The 22,675-nt window shown below is 46.3% G+C and carries 5 protein-coding genes; 1 reads left to right on the top strand and 4 read right to left on the bottom strand.

Features of this window, described 5'->3' with window-relative positions:
* Positions 1–329: 329 nt before the first annotated feature.
* Positions 330–17,633, bottom strand: a complete 17,304-nt coding sequence (locus tag AABI08_RS02565) for a DUF1542 domain-containing protein (protein ID WP_338344180.1) — start codon at positions 17,631–17,633, stop codon at positions 330–332.
* A gap of 279 nt (positions 17,634–17,912) precedes the next feature.
* Between AABI08_RS02565 and AABI08_RS02560 the strand changes: the two genes are divergently transcribed.
* Complete coding sequence (locus tag AABI08_RS02560) at positions 17,913–19,016, top strand: SLC13 family permease (RefSeq protein WP_338343890.1); 1,104 nt, start codon at positions 17,913–17,915, stop codon at positions 19,014–19,016.
* Positions 19,017–19,168: 152 nt separating this feature from the next.
* Here the strand turns inward: AABI08_RS02560 and AABI08_RS02555 are convergent, their stop codons facing one another.
* From AABI08_RS02555 to AABI08_RS02545, 3 genes are all read right to left on the bottom strand, one after another.
* A complete protein-coding gene (locus AABI08_RS02555) occupies positions 19,169–19,747 on the bottom strand; it encodes a uracil-DNA glycosylase family protein (RefSeq protein WP_338343891.1) in 579 nt (192 codons plus the stop codon).
* A gap of 18 nt (positions 19,748–19,765) precedes the next feature.
* A complete protein-coding gene (locus AABI08_RS02550) occupies positions 19,766–20,734 on the bottom strand; it encodes an amidohydrolase family protein (protein WP_338343892.1) in 969 nt (322 codons plus the stop codon).
* A gap of 126 nt (positions 20,735–20,860) precedes the next feature.
* A complete protein-coding gene (locus AABI08_RS02545) occupies positions 20,861–22,489 on the bottom strand; it encodes a glycosyltransferase family 2 protein (RefSeq protein ID WP_338343893.1) in 1,629 nt (542 codons plus the stop codon).
* Between the last annotated feature and the right edge of the window lie 186 nt (positions 22,490–22,675).

Below are 22,675 nucleotides of genomic sequence, written 5' to 3'. Positions count from 1 at the left end.
CTCCATTATCATCATTAAAATAGTTAAAAACGATTAGTAATAAAAAACGCCCCTAACAGCCTTGCCAAATTGGCAAAGTTGTTAAGGGCGCTTTCGAGCACGGTACCACCTTAGTTTCGTGTATTAACACGCTTTCATCCATAACGCGGATAAACGGCTGGGTTAACAGCAACCTTCCAGGTGTCTTCTAATGAAACCATTGTCTGACTTGCACCAACCGTCAGATCGCTTTTGGTCCAAGTTTCATCTTCTCCTGCTCATCGGCTAATCTATTTCTAAGTTTAGCAGTTTTTTAATAACTGTCAATACTTGAAACAAGTCGATTCACCTTATTTTTTATCGTCACGTTGACGACGGCGCTTGCCGACCACGAAAGCCAACAAACCAAGCGTTGCCAGTGGCAACAATGTTGTATCAGTGTGGTGCTTCTGCAAACGACTAGTCATTGGCAAGACAGGCGTTTGCTTTGGAGCGGGTTGTGGTTGTGGAGTTGGCGCAGGCTCAGCAACCTTGGCAACTGGCTTCTGCCGATCACTTTCAGTTTGAGCATTAGCAACCACGCCATCAATCTTTTCCTTATTTGTCTGAACAGAAGCTTTCACTTCATTTTCAGCTGCGGCTTGATCAATCGCCTTCTTACCCTGTGCGACAATTTCATCAATTTCGCGATCAGCCTGGGCAACTTCAGCCGGTGTTAGGTTTGGTAACTTAGCAATCTTATCCTTGGCCGCTTGAGCATAACCAGCTAACTGGCTATCGGCTTCACCTTTGGTATTATCCAAAATTGAGTTTTCAACATCCTTTTGGATTGTTGCCAAGCCATCGTCCAATGCCTGCTTAATCGCTTCCGTTGTCGTGGACTGATCAATTTTAGCCTTCGCAGCAGCAGCATCCTGGTCAACCTTGGCCTTATCGGCACCCTTTTGAGCGTCCACAAGAGCCGTCAAACCATCAATTGTTGCCTTGGCCTGGCCACCGGCATTATCAATCTCAGTCTTGGCCTGGGTCTTTGCTTTAGCAACCGCTTCACCGCTCGAACTTGCTGCATCGGCCCCAATCTTATCGATAGCGGTCTTTCCATTCTGTAAAGCGGTCGCAACACTATTAGCATCAGTAGCGGCATCAATTTGACCTTGACCAGCCTTCACGGCCGCATCAATCTGGGCATTTGCCTGGTTGAGTTGATCAGGAGTCAAATCAGGTAATTTAGCAATGGCAGCCTTTGCTGCTTGACCGTAATTGGCAAGTGCAGCATCGGCAGCTTCCTTCGTTGACTTCAACTGAGCTTCAGCCGTATCAGTATTCAACGCATCCGTTCCGGCCTTTTGAGCGCGATTGATATCTGCTGCGTTCGTGCCCTTAGCAATCGCTGCCTTAGCATTCTGAGCATCCGTATCAATCTGGGCTTCACGAGCCGCCTTGTCTGACAATGGCGTCAAACCGTCAATGGCAGCCTTCGCCTTAGCGGCGGCATCATCGATAGCGCTGTTAGCTGTAGCCTTTTCTTTGGCAACTGTTGTCTCACTGTTCGTCTGAGCGGTTGCCTTAACGGCATCCACTGCGGATTCCCCGTTCTTCAAAGCACTTGCGACACCGTTAGCATCAGCAGCACCGTCAATATTAGCCTGACCAGCCTTTACAGCGGCATCAATATCAGCGTTTGCTTGATTGATTTGGTCCTTGGTCAAATCAGGAAGGGCAGCAATCTTATTCTTCGTATCCTGACCGTAATTGACAAGTGCAGCATCGGCAGCTTCCTTTTGTGACTTCAACTGAGCGGCAGCTGTATCGGTATTCAACGTATCCGTTCCGGCCTTTTGGGCAGTATCAATATCCGCTTTGTTCGTTGCCTTGGCAATGGCTGCTTTAGCAGTAGCTGCATCCGTATCGATTTGAGCTTCACGGGCTGCCTTATCTGACAATGGTGTTAAACCATCAATGGCGGCCTTCGCCTTAGCAGCGGCATCATCAATCACGCTGTTAGCAGCGTTCTTTTCCTTAGCAACGGTTGTATCACTATTCGTCTGAGCAGTCTCTTGAACCTTATCGACGTTCGCCTTACCATCTGCCAAAGCCTTCGTAACACCATTGACATCCGCTGCACTATCAATCTGACCTTGACCAGCCTTCACAGCGGCATCAATATCACTATCAGCCTGCTTAATCTGGTCAGGACTCAAATCAGGCATAGCAGCAATCTTATCCTTCGCTGCTTGACCATACTTAGCCAAGTCAGCATCTGCAGCTTCCTTTTGTGACTTCAACTGTGCGGCAGCCGTGTCGGTGTCCAACGTATCCGTTCCGGCCTTTTGAGCCTTCGTGATATCAGCCTGATTTGTTGCATTAGCAATGGCTGCCTTAGCATTCTGGGCATCCTTGTCAACTTGAGCTTCACGGTCTGCCTTGTCCGATAGAGGATCCAAGGCGTCAATAGCAGCCTTGGCCTTAGCGGTGGCATCGTCAATCACGCTGTTGGCAGCATTCTTTTCTTTCGTCACTGTCTGCTGACTCTGACCTTGAGCGATTAAGCTCGTGTTGTTAATATCTTTTTCACCATTGGCCAATGCCGTTTGAACATCAGCTACGCTTGGTGCCTGGTTAATATTATTTGTCCAAGTCTGAACTTTCGCATCAATATCAGCATTTGCCTGATTGATTTGGTCTTTGGTCAAATCAGGAAGGGCAGCAATCGTCTGCTTTGCCTGATTTGCATAGGCCAAAAGTCGAGCAACAGCATCACGCTGAGCATTTTCAAGCTGTGAATTCAAAACATCTTGGTTGATATTGTTAATACCAGTTTGCTTTGCCTGCGTAATGGCATCGGTATCTGTTGCATTATCGATATTTTGTGTAGCTTCCTTAGCATCCTGATCAACCTGGGTTTCCTTTGCCTGCTTTTCTTGTTCAGACAAAGGTGACAAGTTTTCAATCGTTGCCTTAGCCTTGGCAGCAGCATCCTCAATAGCGTTCTTGGCATCCTGCTTAGCACCAGAAACTACCTGGTTACTCTGACCTTGAGCTGTGATGGAAACACCATCAATTGCCTGTTCGGCAGCAGTCAAAGCTGATTTTGCACCGCCGACTGTCTGTGTAGCAGTAATTGCTTGATTACCAGCTGTTACAGCTGCTTCAATCTTCGCTTTAGCATCCGCCAAATCAGTTGCTGGCAAATCAGGCAACTTGGCGATGGCAGCTTCGGCATTATCGGCGTATGCCCGCAAGCGAGCCACCGCATCCTCTTGCGCACTCTTAACTTGAGCAGCAGCCACGTCATTATTAATAGCGTTTAAACCACTATTTTGATCAGTAGTAACCTGTTCAGTCGTCGTATCTTGCGCAATCTTTTGCTTAGCAGCCACAGTATCCTTATCAACTTGTGCTTCACGATCGGCCTTATCTGACAGTGGATTCAAAGCATCGATAGTAGCCTTGGCTTTAGCAGCAGCATCGTCAATCGCCGAGTTAGCTGCGTCCTTAGCAGTCTTAACGATTGTATCACTACTGTTTTGTGACTGAGCTTGGACAGCATCGACTGCTGCTTTACCATTCTTTAAGGCTGTCGTAACAGCATCGGCATTTGCAGCACCGTCAATATTAGCCTGACCAGCCTTCACGGCCGCATCAATCTCAGCATTTGCTTGATCAATTTGGTCCTTGGTCAAATCAGGCATCACCGCAATCTTATTCTTTGCATCCTGACCGTACTTGGCCAATTCAGCATCGGCAGCTTCCTTGGTTGACTTCAATTGAGCGTTAGCCGTGTCGGTCTTTAACGCATCCGTTCCAGCATTTTGGGCCTTCGTGATGTCCGCTTCGTTCGTTGCGCTATTAATTGCCGTCTTAGCAGCCGCAGCATCCTTATCAACTTGGGCTTCACGGTCTGCCTTATCTGACAATGGATTCAAGGTATCAATGGTAGCCTTCGCCTTAGCAGCGGCATCGTCGATTACGTTGTTAGCAGCGTTCTTTTCCTTGGTAACAGTTGTATCGCTGTTCGTCTGAGCGGTTGCCTTAATGGCATCCACCGCATCTTCACCGTTCTTCAAGGCCTTCGCAACACCATCGGCATCCGTTGCACCGTCAATGTTAACCTGACCAGCCTTCACGGCCGTATCAATATCGCTATCAGCCTGCTTAATCTGGTCAGGAGTCAAGTCAGGCATGGCCGCAATCTTGTCCTTGGCTGCTTGGCCATAGTTAGTCAATTCAGCGTCAGCAGCTTCCTTCTGTGACTTCAACTGGGCAGCAGCCGTGTCAGTATTCAACGTATCGGTTCCAGCATTTTGGGCCTTCGTGATATCGGCTTGGTTGGTTGCATTATTAATAGCTGTCTTTGCAGCAGCTGCATCCGTATCAATTTGAGCTTCACGAGCTGCCTTATCTGACAATGGGTTCATGCCATCAATAGCAGCCTTCGCCTTAGCGGCGGCATCGTCAATCACGCTGTTAGCAGCGTTCTTTTCCTTAGTAACCGTCTGTTGACTTTGACTCTGAGAAGTTAAACTAGTATCATCAATAGCCTTTTCACCATCGGCTAATGCCGTCTGAACATCAGCTATGCTTTGTGTCTGGTTAATGTTGTCCGTCCAAGTCTTAACTTTCGCATCAATATCAGCATTTGCCTGGTCAATTTGGTCTTTGGTCAAATCAGGAAGGGCAGCAATCGTCTGCTTTGCTTGATTTGCATAGGCCAAAAGTCGGGCAGCAGCATCCCGCTGAGCATTCTCAATCTGTGAATTCAAAACGTCTTGGTTGATGTTGTTGACACCAGTTTGCTTTGCCTGTGTAATTGCATCGGTATCCGTTGCGTTATCGATATTTTGTGCAGCAGTCTTGGCATCCTGATCGACCTGAGCTTCCTGCGCCTGCTTTTCTGTTTCTGACAAAGGCGACAAATTTTCAATCGTTGCCTTCGCCTTGGCTGTAGCATCCGCAATCGCGTTTTTAGCATCCTGCTTAGCATCAGAAATCACTTGGTTACTCTGACTTTGAGCTGTAGTCGAAACGCCATCGATGGCTTGTTCAGCAGCAGTCAAAGCTGATTTTACATTATCGACCGTCTGCGCAGCAGTAATTGCTTGATTACCGGCTGTAACAGCCGCTTCAATCTTGGCTTTAGCATCCGCCAAATCAGCTGCTGGCAAATCAGGTAACTTGGCGATGGCAGCCTCAGCATTATCGGCATACGCCCGTAAGCGGGCTGTTGCATCCTCTTGTGCACTCTTAACTTGAGCAGCAGTTACGTCGCTATTGATAGCATTCAAACCACTTGTTTGGTCAGCAACCACCTGTTCAGTTGTCGTATCCTGCGCAATTTTTTGCTTTGCAGCATTCGCATCCGCATCAACCTGATTTTCACGATCTGCCTTGTCTGACAATGGGCTCAAGGCATCAATTGTTGCCTTAGCCTTGGCGGCAGCGTCATCAATGGCTGAGTTAGCGGCATCTTTAGCAGTCTTAACAATTGCGTCACTGTTACTTTGCGACTTAGTCTGTACAGCATCCACCGCTGCTTCACCGTTTTGCAAAGCAGTCGCAACACCATTGGCATCTGTGGCCCCATCAATATTAGCTTGACCAGCCTTAACAGCGGCATCAATATCGCTATCAGCTTGCTTAATCTGGTCAGGTGTCAAATCAGGCATCTTAGCGATGGCATCTTTGGCATCTTGACCGTGCTGAGCCAATGTCGCATCGGCCGCTTCCTTCGTCGACTTCAACTGTGCGTTCGCCGTATCGGTATTCAACGTATCGGTTCCAGCGTTCTGAGCCTTCGTGATATCAGTTTGATTCGTTGCACTGGCAATCGCTGCCTTCGCAGCACTAGCATCAGCGTCAATTTGAGCCTCACGAGCTGCCTTATCCGACAAAGGATTCAAGGCATCGACAGTAGCCTTCGCCTTAGCAGCGGCATCGTCAATGACCTTATTAGCCGCCGCCTTTTCATTCGTAACCGTTGTCGCACTATTGGTTTTGGCTGTCGCGGTCACGGCATCCACTGCATTTTCGCCATTTTGCAAAGCAGTCGCAACACCAGCTGCATCCGCAGCACCATCAATATTAGCCTGACCAGCCTTCACAGCCGCATCAATCTGAGTGTTTGCTTGATCGATTTGGTCCTTGGTCAAATCTGGCATCTTCGCAATAGCAGCTTTAGCATCTGCGCCATGCTGAGCTAATGTTGCATCGGCAGCTTCCTTCGTTGACTTCAACTGGGCGTTGGCCGTGTCAGTATTCAGCGTATCGGTTCCAGCATTCTGGGCCTTCGTGATATCAGCTTGATTTGTTGCATTATTAATCGCCGCCTTAGCAGCCGCAGCGTCCTTATCAACTTGGGCTTCACGGTCGGCCTTATCAGACAGTGGGTTCAAGGCATCAATGGCAGCCTTGGCCTTGGCGGCAGCGGCATCAATCGCATCACTAGCCGTCTTCTGTTCGTTGGCCACAGTTGTCGCACTGGTTGTCTGAGCAGTTGTCTTCACAGCATCCACCGCAGCTTCACCATTCTTCAAAGCAGTCGTAACACCATCCGAATCCGTAGCACTGTCAATATTCGTTTGACCAGCCTTCACGTCGGCGTCAATCTCAGAATTTGCTTGTGCAATCTGATCCTTAGTCAAATCAGGCATGACCGCGATTGCACTTTCGGCATCTTGACCATACTTAGCCAATGTTGCCTTGGCAGCTTCCTTCGTCGACTGCAACTGAGCCGCAGCCGTTACCTTATTAATCGCATCCGTACCGCTATCTTGGGCAGCGGTAATGTCAGTCTGGTTCTTAGCACTGGCAATCGCCGCCTTGGCAACTTGAGCAGCAGCATCAACCTGTGATTCAGGGGTCGTCTTGTCCTCTAATGGGTTCATGCCCTCAATAGCTGCCTTGGCTGCCGTCACAGCAGCATCAATGGCGTTATCAGCCGTCAGTCGTTCACTAGCGACCTTTGCGTCACTAGTATTCTGAGCATCTTGCTGAATGTTTTGAATGTTTGTCTCGCCTGTCGCAAAAGCAGTTGCAACGCCGTTAGCATCCCCAGCAGCATCGATTTGTCCTTGAGCAGCCTTCACAGCAGCATCAATCTGACTATCAAAAGCAGTGATTTGGTCTGGGGTCAAATCAGGCATCTTACCAATGGCATCTTTGGCGGTTTGACCATCGGCCGTCAAAGTGTTCTTATCGGTTTCCTTCGTTGATTGCAACTGAGCCGCAGTGATGTCATTGTTAATCGCATCCGTACCACTCGTTTGAGCAGCCGTAATAGCCACCTTGTTCTTCGCCTGGTCAATGGCATTCTTAGCATTTTGAGCATCTTTTGCGACCTGATCTTCGCGACTTTGCTTGTCAGATAATGGCGTCATCGCATCAATCTTATCCGTTGCCTGTTGAGCAGCGGTATCGATGGCTGTCTTGGCAGCTGACCGTTCCTGGGCAACTATTGCGTCACTTTCAGCCTGAGTTGCAGCTTGAGCATTCTTAATGCCGGTTTCACCATTTGTCAAAGCTGTCGAAACGCCATCGTCATCTGTTGTGGCGTTGATTTTATTTTGACCATCGTTGAACGCTGCATCAACAGCAGCGTTAGCAGCGGCGATTTGGTCAGTACTCAAATCAGGCATGACCTTAATTGCATCCTTGGCAGCCTGAGCAGCCTGAGTCAAGGTTGCAATCGCCGCTTCCTTGTTTGACTGCAATTGTGCAGCGGTCGTCTCATTGGTAATAGCAGTCGTACCACTATTTTGTGCGGCCGTAATGGCAGTCTTGTTGCCCGCCTTGGCAATCGCGTCCTTAGCAGCTTGAGCGGCGACCGCAACATTTCCTTCAGGGGTCTTCTTATCTGCCAAAGGATTCATACCCTCAATGGCAGTGTTGGCGTTCTTAACAGCGGCATCGATTGCAGCATCGGCGGCATCCCGCTCCTGCTGAACCGTTGTGTTACTAGTATTCTGCACCCCTGCTTGCACGGCATCAACAGACTTTTCACCATTTGTTAAAGCAGTCGCAGCACTATCAGCATCAGGGGCCACATCAATCTGTCCCTGACCTGCCGAAACGGCAGCATCAATATCTTTATTGGCTTGATCAATCTGAGCCTGCGTCAAATCCGGCATCTTCGCAATGGCGTCTTTAGCTGTTTGACCATAAGCCGCCAAAGTGGCGTCTTTAGCTTCCTTGGTCGACTTCAATTGGGCATCAGTGGCATCTTGGGCAATCGTAGCGGTACCAGCATTTTGAGCCGTAGTAATATCCGTCTTATTGTTTGCCTGAGCAATCGCTTTCTTAGCACTATCGGCATCCGTATCGACCTGAGCAAGCCGCTTTGCCTTATCCGACAATGGATCCAAACTGTTGATGGTGTCCTTCGCCTGCTTAACAGCGGCATCGATGGCAGCATCGGCATCGCTTTGTTCCTGCTGAACCGCTGCGTTACTCTGACTCTGAGCCGTCGCTTGAACCTTATCAACAGCAGCCTTACCATCAGCAAGAGCCGTCGCCACACCGTTCGTATCCGTTGCAGCATTAATATTCGTTTTGCCTGCCAAAACAGCAGTATCAATGTCTTCATTGGCCTGATTGCGTTGGTCATCCGTCAAATCAGGCATGGCCTTAATCGCATCCTTCGCACTTTGACCATAGGTGTCCAAATCAGCATCTGCCTTTTCCTTAGCAGACTGTAACTGGGCAGCCGTTGTATCGTTCGTGATGGTTGCCGCACCAGCATTTTTCGCTGCCGTCACATCAGCCTTAGTCGTTGCCTTGGCAATCGCATCCTTCGCATTTTTGGCATCCGTATCAATCTGATCTTCACGTTTTTGCATATCAGATAATGGCGTCAAAGCACCAATCGTTGCCTTGGCTGCCTTAGCCGCAGCGTCGATAGCATTATCAGCATCGCTTTGTGCTTGCGTAACTGCCGCTTGGTTGTTATTTTCCGCGGTCTCTTGAATACCATCAATCATTTTCTCAGCAGCTGCCAAAGCAGGCGCAACATTAGCCTGACTGGTTGTCGCATCAATCGAGGTCTTCCCTTGACTAACGGCATTCGTAATATCAGTACTTGCCTGCTTGCGTTGGTCGTCTGTCAAATCAGGCAACGCCGTAATTTTGGCAAAAATGCTCTGACCGTAAGTGGCCAAATCGGCATCCGCTTGTTCCTGTGCTGATTTCAACTGAGCAGCTGTCACATGATTCGTAATAGCCGTTGTTCCAGCATTCTGAGCAGCGGTAAAGCCTTGGTTATTCGTTGCAGCATCAAGGGCGTCATCGGCATCCTTGACATCTTGAGCAATCTGATCCAGGCGTGTTGACTTATCACTTAATGGGCTCAAAGAGCTAATGGTCTGCCGAGCAGTTGTCGCAGCTTGATTAATAGCATCTTCTGCAGTGGCACGTTCTTGGCCCACAATCTTTTGACTATTGGCCTGAGCAGACAGACTCACTAAGTTAATGGCTGTGGCACCACTGTAAAGTGCGCTCTGCATGTCAGCCAGGTTCCTTGTATTAGTAATATTTCCTGACCAAATCGTCACCAGTGCGTCAATACCGTTATAGGCATTAGTATAGCTATCACCAGACAAATCAGGCAATGTGCCAATTGTTTTCTTCGTTTGATCCGCATAGGCCTGAAGACGCTTCTTGGCTTCCGTCTGTAAACTATCAATTTCAGCGGAAAGAATATCCTGGTTAATGGCCTGCGCACCGGTTTGCTGTGCTTGAGTAACGGCAGCCAGACTCGTGGCCACATTGATACTCGTCTTTGCATTACCAGCATCTGTTTCTAGCTGCTTTTCTTGGGTAGCTTGATCGTCTGTCGAAAGTGACAAATGATTCAACTTTTGCTGAGCAGCAGTTAAGGCAGCATCGATAGCCGCAGAGGCATCTGATTGTGCCTGCGCCAATGTTTGTTGACTTTGGTTCTGGGCGGTTGTTGTTGCCGCATCAATTGCCTGTTCGGCAGCAATCAAAGCACTTGCCATTGCTGCGTGTTCCGAAGCACCTTGAATATTGGTATCACCATTAGTGACGGCACTCTCGATAGAAGTCTTAGCGGTTGCCAAATTATCAGCGGACAAACCAGACATACCAGTAAGTGCCGTTTCAGCATTTGTCGCATAGTTTTGCAAACGGCTGATGGCATCTTCTTGGCTACTCTTCTGCTGGGCATTGGCTGCATCAGCATTCAACGTCGCAATTGCTTTTCCTTGCGCAGCCGTCACATCAGCAGTGGCACTCGTGCTTTCCAAAGCAGTTTTAGCATTAGCAATGTCCGTATCAACCTGACTCAATCGTGCTTGCTGGTCACTCAACGGGCTCAAATTATTAATGGTCGTCTTGACCGCTGCAGCGACAGCATTAACTGCCGCTTCAGCAGCTATTCGAGCAGAAACCAGGGCAGCATTACTCTGGTTAATGGCAATCACACCTGCACGGTTAACCGCAAATTCGGCCGCAACCAAAGCTCGTGTTACCCCTGCTAAATCTGTGGCCGCATTAATGTTAGGGTTCCCATTTGTCACGGCATTCGTAATGGAAGTGTTGGCTTGATCAGCCTGCGTATCCGTTAGATTAGGCAACTTCGTCAAAGAAGCCCGACCACCCTGAGCATAGGCGTTCAACTGGTTAACACTGTCTTCTTTAGCATTTTGCAAAGTAGCAGCAACCTGCTGATTGCTAATCGCAGTCAGACCAGTATTCTGATCGGCCGTTACCGTAGCAACTGTCGTGTCATTTTGAATACTATTCTTAGCGGCAGTTACCGCCGCATCAATCTTGCCCTTAAAGGTTGTCTTCTCGTCAGGCTTCAAAACTGGCAATTGGTCAATAGCAGCCTTAGCAGCTGCTGCCGCCTTATCAAGGACATCGCCAGCAACAGTTTTGGCATTCGCCACCGCATTATCGCTTTGCGACTGGGCCGTTGCCGTCACCTTGTTAATGTTACTCTCAGCCGTTTGGAAGTTGGTGTTCACATCCGTTTCATTTTGACTAGCAGTAATGGCCGTTTGACCGTTTGAAACGGCCGAATCGATATCACTATTAGCTTGGGCAATTTGGTCCTTGGTCAAATCAGGCATGGCCGCAATCTTATTTTTGGCAGTCTGACCGTCTTGGAGCAACTGAGCGTTGTCCTTTTCCTTCACGTTTTGCAAACTAGCAGCAGTTTGAATGCCAGCAATCGTGTTATTGATGGCATTTGCTTGATCACTTGCCACCGCATCTGTTGTCGTTTCGCTATTAATCTGGTTGGTAGCAGCCGTCACTGCAGCATCAACCTGATCTTGGAAGCTCTTAATTTCACTAGGCTGTAATGGTTGCAAACCACCGATGGCGGTCTTGGTAGAAGTCGCTGCCTGCGTAACCGCAGCGATGGCAGCTTCCTTGGCACTTTCTAAGGTAGCTGCATCTTGGTCAGCTTGAATTGTATTCAGGCCTGCATCCCGATTAGCATTAATGCTAGCGGTATTAGCGTCAGCTGCAATCTTCGCCTTAGCAATATTCCCATCGCTCTTAATTGTTGCAAGCCGAGCTGCTTGGTCCTTCAATGGATCCAACTTTTGCACGGCTGCTTGTGCAGTGACAACAGCCTGATCGATTGCATTATTCGCAGCATCTCTAGCTGCGCTAACGGTAGCAGTACTTTGAGCTTGTGCTGCCGCCTGAATCTTATCAATATTGTTCTTAGCAGTTTGGAAATTTGTGGCAACAGTAGTGGTATCTTGACCACCATTAATCGAAGACTTACCAGCCGAAACGGCAGCAACAATCTGGTTATCATAGCCACTAATTTGGTCATCGTTCAAATCAGGCATACCCGTCTTGTCCGCAATGGCATTCTTTGCATTTTGCGCATATTGGTCCAACTGATTGTTGTCATCTTCCTTGGTGTTTTGCAAAGAAGCAGCATCTTTGATACCGCTAATCTCAGTAGTAGTACTAGTTTGGTCGCTTAGCACCGCAGCAATTGTTTTCTCTTGATTAATCTGGGTCGTAGCATCGGACAAAGCACTGTCAACCTGGTCCTGGTACTTTGTTATTTCATCAGGCTGTAATGGCTTCAAAGCACCAATAGCAGTCTTGGCGTCTGTAGCATTTTGAGTAGCCACTGCAATTGCGGCATCCTTAGCATTCTGCAAAGAAGCTGCGTTTTTGATATTAAGAACAGTCATATTCGTAAAGGTTGTCTGATCACTTGTTACAGCATCCGTTGTCGTTTCGCTTTTAATCTGATTCGTAACGGCCTGCAAAGCAGCTTCAACTTGACCCTGGTATTTTGTTACTTCTTCAGGTTTCAGTGGCTGCAAACCACCAATAGCAGTCTCGGCATCTGTAGCAGTTTGAGTAGCCGCTGCAATGGCAGCTTCCTTGACACTCTGCAAAATTGCAGCGCTTCGATCATTACTAATCGTCTGCAAACCTGCCTCTTGGTCGTTTGAAATATCTGCAGTATTCTTGTCAGCTGCAATCTTTGTCTTAGCAGCATCCCCATCGTTCTTAATTGCCGCAAGCCGAGCTGCCTGATCACTCAATGGATTCAACTTTTGCACGTCTGCTTGTGCAGTAGCAACAGCCTGGTCAATTGCATCATCAGCATCGTTCTTAGCCTTGGCAACAATCGCATCACTTTCGGCTTGTGCAGCAGCCTTAATCTTGTCAATGTTTTCCTTAGCAGTTTGGAAGTTTGTGGCAACAGTAGCAGTATCTTGGCCACCAGTAATTGAAGACTTACCGTTCGTAACGGCAGTATTAATCTGGGTATCATAGTCACTGATTTGTTCAGGGCTCAAATCAGGCATACCCGTCTTGTCTGCAATGGCATTCTTTGCATTTTGCGCATATGAATCCACCTGCGCGTTGTCATCTTCTTTATTGTTCTGCAAAGATGCTGCGCTTGTGATATTAGGCACAGTTGTATTCGTAAAGGTTGTCTGATCACTTGTTACAGCATCCGTTGTCGTTTCGCTGTTAATCTGGTTCGTAACGGCCTTCAACGCATCATCAACCTGTCCCTGATATTCTGTTATTTCTTCAGGTTTCAGTGGCTTCAAATTACCAATGGCAGTCTTGGTATCTGCTGCAGCCTGTTTAGCTACTGCAACCGCAGCTTCCTTAGCATTTTGCAAATTAGCGGCAGCTTGAATGCCATTGATTTTACTGATAGCACTCGCTTGATCACTTGATACAGTAGCTGGCAACGTCTCGCCATTAATCTGCGTTGTTGCATTTACCACAATATCATTCACTTGATCTTGGTATTTTGTAATTTCTGCAGGGGCCAGTGGCTTCAAATTGCCAATAACAGCATTAACACTTTGAGCAGCAGCATTAACCGCTGCATTTGCTACGTTTTGAGCACTCTTTAAAGTAGCAGCAGCCTGTTCACTATCAATACTCCGTTTTGCCGTACCTAATGCATCGTCTACAGAAGAAGATGAGCTTGCGCCATCAATTGCAGCTTTTCCATTCTTCACATCTGTTGCAATGTTTGCTAAGTAACTAGACTGGTCCAAATTTGGCAAAGCTGAAACAGCATTTGTAGCATTAAGAGCGTATGCATCTAACTGGTTATCAGCGTTTTCTTGGTAATCCTTCAAAACAGCACTAGCTAAGTCCGCCTGAATAACCGCCACACCATTATTTTCAATTGTTTGAATATCGGATCCGTTAGTAGCAGCTGTCAAATTGTTACTATACGTTGTTGCATCGCTAGCAATCTTATCTTTAAAGCTTTGCTTTTCAGTTGCTGACATCGTCTTGAGTGCATCAATTGCGCTATCGGCACCCGCAACAGCATCTTGAATAACAGTCGCTGAAGCTTTTTGAGCAATTGAATTTGTGCCATTAGTGAGGGCAGTCGTTACGTCAGTTGTATGAAGTGCGCTCGCAATATTATTTTTGGCACTCGTCTGTAAACTTTCAATATTCGTCTTCGCAGCCGCTTTATCGCCTGACTGCAAATTGTTCAAGGCAGCCACCTTATTTTCGGCAGCAACCGTCGCATTATCAATGGTTGAATCAGCGGTATTTTTAGCGATTGCTACCTCTCCAGCAGCTTCTGCATTAATGACAGAAACTTCGTCGGTTGCGTTATTAATATTCGCCTCAGCTGCATCAGCAGTTTTTCGAACAGTCTCTTTAGCAGCATCCTTGTCAATCAAGTTCAATGAATCAATTTGAGCATCGGCCTGAACAACATATTGTTCAAGCGTGGCAACATAGTCAGCCCGAAACTGCTTCATAGCAGCGTCACTTTCACCTTGAGCCTTATTTTTTTCATTATTTAAGCTGTCTTCACTTGATTTTAATGCCGCTAAAATATCACTCAGCATTGTTTTGACACCAATTAAATTCTGACCATTACCAACAATTCCCTGAACTGCTGTGGCAGCATCTGCTTTCTGTTGGTTGCTCAATGCTGGCATTTGGTTAATCTGATTGAGGATATTTGTTCCATAATCATCCAATTCAGCCTTGCTTTCATCACCGTTTAATTTAGTAGTAGCAGCATCCTGCTTAGCTTGAACGTCATTTGGACTCGCCGCATTACTATTCAAGTCAGCCTTCAAAGCAGTCGCATCATCCGTAACTGTCTGCTCATACTTTGCCTTTTGATCAGGCGACAAATACTGTAAACCAGCAATTCTATCGTTCTGTGCTTTGGCACTACCATCAATGACTAAACTGGCCGCACTACGACTCATGTTTAATAAACCACTATTCAGACTGGTCGTAATGTCACTTTCTGATTTTGCAGCAGTTATAGCCGCAATTGCTTTGTTCTGACTTGCTTGCACCGCTTGGATAGCAGTAGTAATTTGATCAGATGTTAGATTAGTAACAGCATTAATCTTCTGAATAGCCGCCTGAGCAGCATTATTAATAGCATCCTTGGCAGAGGCCTTTTCACCATCCAATGACCGGTAAACGTAAGTCAAAACATTGTTACCATTGGTCATGGTATAGTTCGAACCCGCTGTGACAATCTGACCGTTTACTAAGATGTGGTCTAATGCATAATAATCGGTTGCAGGACCATTAGGAATCGTCACAACTTGACCAGTACGTCCGGTTAATGTCACCTGATCGTTAGGGGTCACTGTGTTACCATTCAAATCCTGGTAAGACTCTGTTGCTGTTTGCCAATTTCCTTGTACATAGATTTTAACAACATTGTTTGTTGTTCCAACGGTGGTCGTACTTGGTTGTCCTGAATAACCCGTCATATATGAATAACCATCAGGTACCGTTGTACTTGTATAATATGAATCCGCCCAATTAATCACGTTGCCATAATTGGCGAGCACTGGCGGCTGCGTCGTTGTACTCTTAGGTGTCAACACGTTATTAGCATTATTCACATCGACATACTGGTATGTGACTGTTTCGGGAACACCATAAACGTAGACATTGTAGGTGTAACTCGTCCCCTTAACTGGAACGACGGCAATATTTGCCTGTCCACTACTATCACCATTATCAACAGTTGTATCGGGGCTACCTTTACTTTGAGCATCATTCTTCGCACTAGCAGGAATCTGATTACCCAATGCCCAGATATAGTTCGATGGCATATTCTTGTTAATAATATCGTTATTGGTTAACGCGATATACTGACCAATGTAAGCATCTGAAGGTAAGGTGACCAATACTGGACTACCAACATTGTTGCCATACTGGTCCTTGTACTGGACGTAAACCTGACCAACACCAATTGACTGGGTTTGCATTTCACGGATGTTACCATTTGATAAATCAGATGGGTTCGTGACAGTCGTGCCATCGGCTCGCGTCAGTGTTGTGGTTCCGTTAGATCCAACACCATATGAGCCAGTTAAGGTGTACTTTACAAAGGATTCTTGACCATTACCGTTCGGCTTGTTGGAAGCCGTGTCGCTACCAGTCCAAACTTGCATGGTCCCATTCGTGATTATAGTTGGGCCACCACCATAAAAGAAATTCGTTGTTGGAGAACCTGGCGTTCCATCCGGATTTAATCGAGCAAAGTGAATCGATTTTGGCGAAATAAAGGTAGCAGTTGACGATCCTTCAAGCCAAAAAATCGCATCTGAAGCATGGTTCGTTTGAATATTAATTTGAGTCCCTGCGTTGAAGACAATCGACTGGCTTCCGTTCAAGTGCATCAATGTTATGGATCCCGTCGCATCCGTTGATGGAATATTCAAATTAAAGTTTTTACCAAAGATAAATTGTCCATTAGAAGCACCAGCGGTGCTTGAAAAAAAACCACGAAAGCCATTTTGGGTCCAGGAAACATTGTCCCCGGCCTTAATGCCACTCAGGTAGCTACCTTCATAAATCAAACAAACATTATTCCCAACATAATTGTTGTAATGCTCCATGTCGAGAGTCGCTCCATCACCAATGGTAAAGGAGTTACCATAACCAGTGTTGCCGGCTGGCGCATTATTTAGAAGCCAAAATGCAGAATTTCCGAAATCATTTTGAGGTCGTTGCTGAATCAACTTGGAATTATTAGCAAACTGAATATTGCTGGCTCCACGAGCAATTTCATTCGTGTTTTTAAGAACGTTAGTGCCAGAAAAAACAAGGGCAGAATTAACACCAGTATAAATAAACTTAGCCGGATCATTCCCAGTTAATTTACTAGCACTAAGGGATACATTATTCACGTTAATCGTTAAATGCGAGCCATCATCAGTGTACAAAAATGATTCATTAATACCGTTATTTGTTTTACTATCACTATAGCCATTTTCAAGATTAATATTCGTCAGCGTTAAAGTTGCATTCTGACTACCATTACCAAGGGTTCCCATATAAAGCTGGTCGCCACCCAAATCTAATGTATGACCGTTACCATTGATAATGACACTACCGGTCGAACTAGGACGATTCTGCTGACTACTGCCATCCTTAGTAATATCACTAGTCAAGTTAATATAATCAACCTTTGAATCATTCCAAGCCTGCATAAACTGTGAATACGTCGATACATCAACAGGGTTCTTCTTATAATTATTTGGATTTTGTACCTGGTCAGGAACATTAACAGTTACTGAAGTAGTTGATAATGTAGTTGGAACCGTTGTGTTCACTACACCCGAACGATCCGTATTTGAATCAGATGGTAGCGTGGCCGAATTATTTTGGTTAGAATTCGTTTGTGCGTCATCACCCACACGGAATGATAATCCTTCCTGACTGGCCGAAGTAGATTGTGATGCGACCATTGACGTACCCTGACTAGCTGAAGTTGACAGACTGGCGCTACTTGATTGACTAGTACTTTGGTTACCCGCAGCCGACTGGCTAACACTAATTGATTGACTAGTACTTTGGCTAACTGAAGTTGACTGACTGGCACTAATCGACTGACTGGTACCTTGGCTAGCTGAAGTTGATTGGCTAGCACTGACTGACTGACTGGTACTTTGACTAGCCAAAGTCGACTGACCCGCTGTCTGACTCGTGGTATTATTAATCGTCGACTGACTCGTTGTTGTCGTCGAGTCAGCGTGCGCACTCTGCCCTTCAACTGATGTCAACAGACCAAAACTAGCAACTGCAATTGATGCAAAAAGCCAGTATTTGCCGGCTTTATACATCTTGTAGTGCTCCTTTGTATTAACGTTTATCTTATGATTTGTTAACATAGTTACCATCTACCTTCCCCTTTTATTTCAAAACAACATATTTAAGAAATAAATGTAACTTTCATCACCTAATGTTAACTCTTTTAGAATGAAATGTAAACAATTGAGAATTGTTCTTTTTAATGGATAGATAGATTTACTACTTTAAAGCCTATTTAAAGCCTTTTCAAGCATAAAATAGTCCAAAATAAGCATGAACGATTCCAAACATCTTTATGTAACATTTCACCGTTATTTAACACAGAAAAACTAATTTCTACTTATTTAAAAAGGAAAATCAGAACCGCCATGACAACTATTTTCAAAAAACTAACCAACGACTACTTCCTTATTCTCACGACAGTTATCGTCTGCCTCCTGGCAATCAGTCACCAACTTTCTTGGCAGAGCCTCAATTTTCCGACCCTCTTCAGTCTGGCTGCTTTACTCGTCCTGGTCAGTACCTGGTCACAGTTAGGACTCTTAGACTATTTTGCCCAGGCAATCTTAGCGCGTGCCAAAACCAACCGGCAAGCCGTCCTCTTTCTTCTATTAATTGCCTTCTTTGGCTCCATGTTTGTCACCAACGATGTCACGATTTTGACGCTCATCCCCCTCTTCTTTGTGATTGTGCGCCAGATTGACCTCCCAATTGCTCGCACCGTCACCTTCATCACGATTTACGCCAACCTTGGCTCAGCTGCATCCCCCTTTGGTAATCCACAAAACCTTTACCTTCTTTCCTATTACCACTGGTCACTCAACCACTTCCTACCGACGGCTGCCCTCCTGCTAACTGGCCTGATTACTTTGCCACTGGGATTGATTGGCTTAAATCAGGAACCCTTACCCCAGCAAGATCAACCGACCCTGCCAATCAAAAAAGGGACCCTGACCTGGTTGGTCCTTGGTACCCTAGCCGTCTTATCCAGCCTGTTAGGTCTGATTCCCGCTTTTTTCGGTTTAATCATAGCCCTGATTTTAGCCATTACCATTGACCGCCAATCACTGACAACAGTTGATTACGGTGTCGTGTGGCTGATTGCCAACTTCTTTCTGATTGTCGGTGCCCTCATCCGATTACCACAGCTCGCCACATTCTTAAAATGGGCTGGCCAATCATTTTGGCAAACATTCATCACGGGTGCCCTCGTCAGCCAAGGCCTCTCCAACGTCCCAACAGTAGCCCTACTTGCGCCGTTTACTTCCTATAAAGTGGCACTCTTTTTGGGCGTTTCAGTCGGTGGGTTTGGGACGTTAGTAGCCTCATTAGCAAATTTATTGGCCTACCGCCAAGTTCGCCATCTTCTCACACGCCAGGATGCCCGCCGCTTCTTCATCGTCTTCACCGGCTGGAACCTACTCTTCTTGCTTGGCAGCATCGCCCTCGTTTGGCCTTTTAGGCAATTTTAAAAAGGCTAGGAACACATTCCTAGCCTTTTGTTATGACACTATTAATAAATCAGTCCTTGGTCAAGCAAAAAAATACCTGAACCTGCAAATCTGGTACACTCGGGTCAAAACCACAAGCAACTGAATCATCTGGCTCCGCAACTCCGATACGCTCATCCCTTAGTCGCAAGCAGCTGCGCCACTCGTTTCTGCAAGTCCGGCACAATTTCTTCCTCAAACCAGGGATTCTTTTTCAGCCAGATGTTATTTCGGGGTGACGGATGAACGATTGGTAAATACTTGGGCCAGAAACGATCAAAGTCCTTGACCGTTGCCGTTAAGGTTGCTGATTTTGGCAAATCTAAGTAATACTTTTGAGCATACGAACCAACCAAAATCGTTAGCTGAATATCAGGCATCGCCGCCAGCAGGCGTGGGTGCCACTTATCGGCAATCCCCTTTCGCGGTGGCTTATCGCCCGATTTCGCCTTGCCTGGATAATAGAAATCCATCGGAATCACAGCAATTTGCCCTGACTCATAAAAGGTTTGCTTAGACACACCGAGCCAATCCCGCAACCGGTCACCAGAGGCATCGTTCCACATGATGCCGGTTTCCTGGACCTTCAACCCCGGTGCCTGGCCAATAATCAAAATCTTGGCGTTAGCCGGCGCACTGTAAATTGGGTCCCAGCCCTCCTTAGTATAGGCCGCATTAGCGGGATCTGCCTTAATCTCATCAAAAATCGTCATCGCCTAACCTCCTCCAAATCAGTTTTGTGGGTCATCGGCTTGTTGGGCCGCTGCTACCGCACTTTCCTTAAAGTAAATGCGGTTAGCCGTCCCATAATAAACATCAGCCAACTCATCCTCAGTGAACAGACCACTCTCTTCCAACCAGCCCGCTAAATGTTCATATGAATTAAAGGTGGCAGACCATGGTGAGTCAGTTCCCCAGATCAGGCGCTTGCTGCCCAATACTTCTTTGGCCAGTGCCACCGCCCGCCGACTTTTTTCAAATGGCAGCGCCGTTTCACCCAAAATATCCTGAATCGCTGACAAATCAGTCACAATATTGGGATGCAGTGCAAAGAGTCGCAACGTATTTTCCAAAAAATTCAAATGCTGATCATCTGGAAACGATAGGTGGCAAACCACAAAGTCCAGCTGGGAGTAGCGAGCTGCCAAGATTGCAATCGCCTCTGGTTGGTGACTAATTTGTTCGGCACTGCCGTAATCGACCGTCACCGTAAAGCCAGGATAATCGGCTAAGTAATGGAAAATTTGACCCATTCTCGTATCTGTATCCAAGCGAAACGGCGTTATTTGGTGGTAGCCGTGAAGGCCACCACCCTGGCTGATTTCTAATTTGATGGCCCGAAAACCAAGGTCCTCAACATGACGGCGAACAATGGCCAGGGCATTTTCGGCAAAGGGGTCCACCGCAAAGGCGCCAATAAAGCGGTCCGAGTAACGCTGCACCGCCTGGTACGTATAATAATTTTGGTAGCCGTTCAAACTTCCCTGCAGCAAAACCGCTTTTTCAATGCTATGAGCGTTCATAACCGCCAAAAAAGATTCCGCAGTCAAATTAGTGTCACCCCAGCCATCAGGAATCAGCTTAATCTTGGTGCCATCGTCCCAGATAGCCTCACCGTCTCCCAAAGCGTTTAAGCGTCCCTTCCCATTTAACCCGGCAATTTCTTGGATCAAATGCACATGTCCGTCTATTTTCTTCATTGGCGGTTGTTCCTTTCCTTCAAGTACTTTAAACCCAGTATAACGCAATTTACCAGTAAACAAATAAGAGCAAACGGAAAAACCGTTTGCTCTTATTTTTATCTGATTTATTTTCAAAAGGAGCCTTTATGCTCGCCAATCCAAACGATAGTTTCGATCACCAACTAGGGCCAATTTACTTTCACGTTGCAAAAGCGCATTCGTTGCCTTGGTCTCCTTGGTTTGGAAATTTGCTTGTAACTCAAAGAGGAAACCAATGCAGCCGGGCAAGAACGTCAGCAAAATCCATGGACTATCGGAAAAGTGCCAGCAAACAACAATCGTGATTACTGAAAAGATGATTGACCGGTAGTGTGCGTGCAAGGCATAAGCCCAGGTAATCTTGCCATGGGTCTTTGGCGTTACCACAAACTTGGCTGGACGCTTTAGCATCGAGAAGAATGTTGTCGCTACTAAGACAAAGTAGTACGAACCATAAACAATAGCTGACTGCATTTCATATAAGAAGACACTCCAAACTTTGACACCATTAGCAAGCTGGAAGACCGTATCGACAATCGCCTGGCTAGCGTAGCAAATCATCGCTGGAATCAAGAAATCGAACTGGCTAATCATTGGCAAATGAAGCACTGGGAAAACCACCCCAGTCAAAATCAGGCTCAGATATTGAAATGAACCAATTGGTGCTGATAATGTAAACGCTAAAATGTCTAATTTTTGATAAAAGCTCAAGGCCTTACTGTGGAATAAGCGCTTGTGGTAAACCCGCAAAAATTCAAGGTTGGCACCACAGAACTTCTGCGCCCGGACAACCAAAGCAGTCAGAGTCACTGGGAAGGCTTCGTTCCCATAAATTTGTGAGGCAAACTTGATGTTCCATCCACGTGACAGTGCTTCCACCGAGGTACAAAGGTCCTCGGCCACCATATGTGGAATGGAGCCGATGCTTTCAAAGCAGGCTTTAGAAATCATCACGCCATGCCCCAACTCGAAACAAAGGGTTCCACCCTTACGAACAACCTGGACTTCACTGGCATTGCGCTTCATCGTGTCGGGTTGTTGGTACCAGCCACTTTCAGCACTACGGATAACGTTTTGCACCGGCCAAAAAATATTTCCAGACCGGGAGAAGGTCTTCATAAAGGCATTATGGTTCTGACCACTGACGTGGTTACACTGCAAAATTCCGATATCACTATAATAAAACATTTTCAAACACTTCTCGACGAAGTGTTCTTCCAATAGTTCATCACTATCAAGAATGACGAAGTAATCGTAAGTCCCCTTACCGACCCCATTCAAATAGTTATTCAGGTTCCCAGCCTTGGCATGTTTATTATTGGAGTCGCGGACTAATTTAACCCCTGGGTGATTTTTAACAAATTGATCCACCATCATAATGTATTCTGGGTCATTGGAATTATCGAGAATCACCGTTTCGGTATTTTCATAATTCTGCTCCATACACTGCTGCAACGCGTATGGGATAAAATCATTGTAGGTGGTGTAAAGTAACTGAACTTTTGGCCGCCAATCATCTGGGAGCGGCATCTTCAAAATCCGTTGCTCGGCTTGCGCCTCACGGTCTCGAATATGGCGGTAACGGAAGGCGAAGACAAGGTTCCCAATTCCGTAAAAGAAAAACAGTCCGACAAAGATTTGATTCACTAGAACAAGTAAGATATCCCAGCGTATTTTACTTTCCCAAATTGGATGGTAGGAGTCTTTAAAGACATACCATTCATAAAAAATCATTAAGATTACCCAAGTAATCAAAATTATAGGATACACCGTTGGTTTCGTTCGAAAAATCAGCGAATGTCGATTAGTATGGCAGATTCTATAATTAATTCGAACGATAATTGAAAAACAAAAAACCCAAAGAATTCTTTACAATGGTAGTTGCTAGACAAACCATGAGGAGAAATTCTTTGAGCTATT

This window comes from Fructobacillus evanidus, assembly GCF_963580165.1.
Lineage (GTDB): Bacteria > Bacillota > Bacilli > Lactobacillales > Lactobacillaceae > Fructobacillus > Fructobacillus evanidus.
This window is presented reverse-complemented; position numbering and strand designations above follow the sequence as displayed.

Excerpts from the sequence above, each read along its gene's own strand:
- AABI08_RS02560 (WP_338343890.1), top strand. The coding sequence starts at position 17,913 with ATGACAACTATTTTCAAAAAACTAACCAACGACTACTTCCTTATTCTC.
- AABI08_RS02545 (WP_338343893.1), bottom strand. The coding sequence starts at position 22,489 with ATGATTTTTTATGAATGGTATGTCTTTAAAGACTCCTACCATCCAATT.
- AABI08_RS02555 (WP_338343891.1), bottom strand. The coding sequence starts at position 19,747 with ATGACGATTTTTGATGAGATTAAGGCAGATCCCGCTAATGCGGCCTAT.
- AABI08_RS02550 (WP_338343892.1), bottom strand. The coding sequence starts at position 20,734 with ATGAAGAAAATAGACGGACATGTGCATTTGATCCAAGAAATTGCCGGG.
- AABI08_RS02565 (WP_338344180.1), bottom strand. The coding sequence starts at position 17,633 with ATGGTAACTATGTTAACAAATCATAAGATAAACGTTAATACAAAGGAG.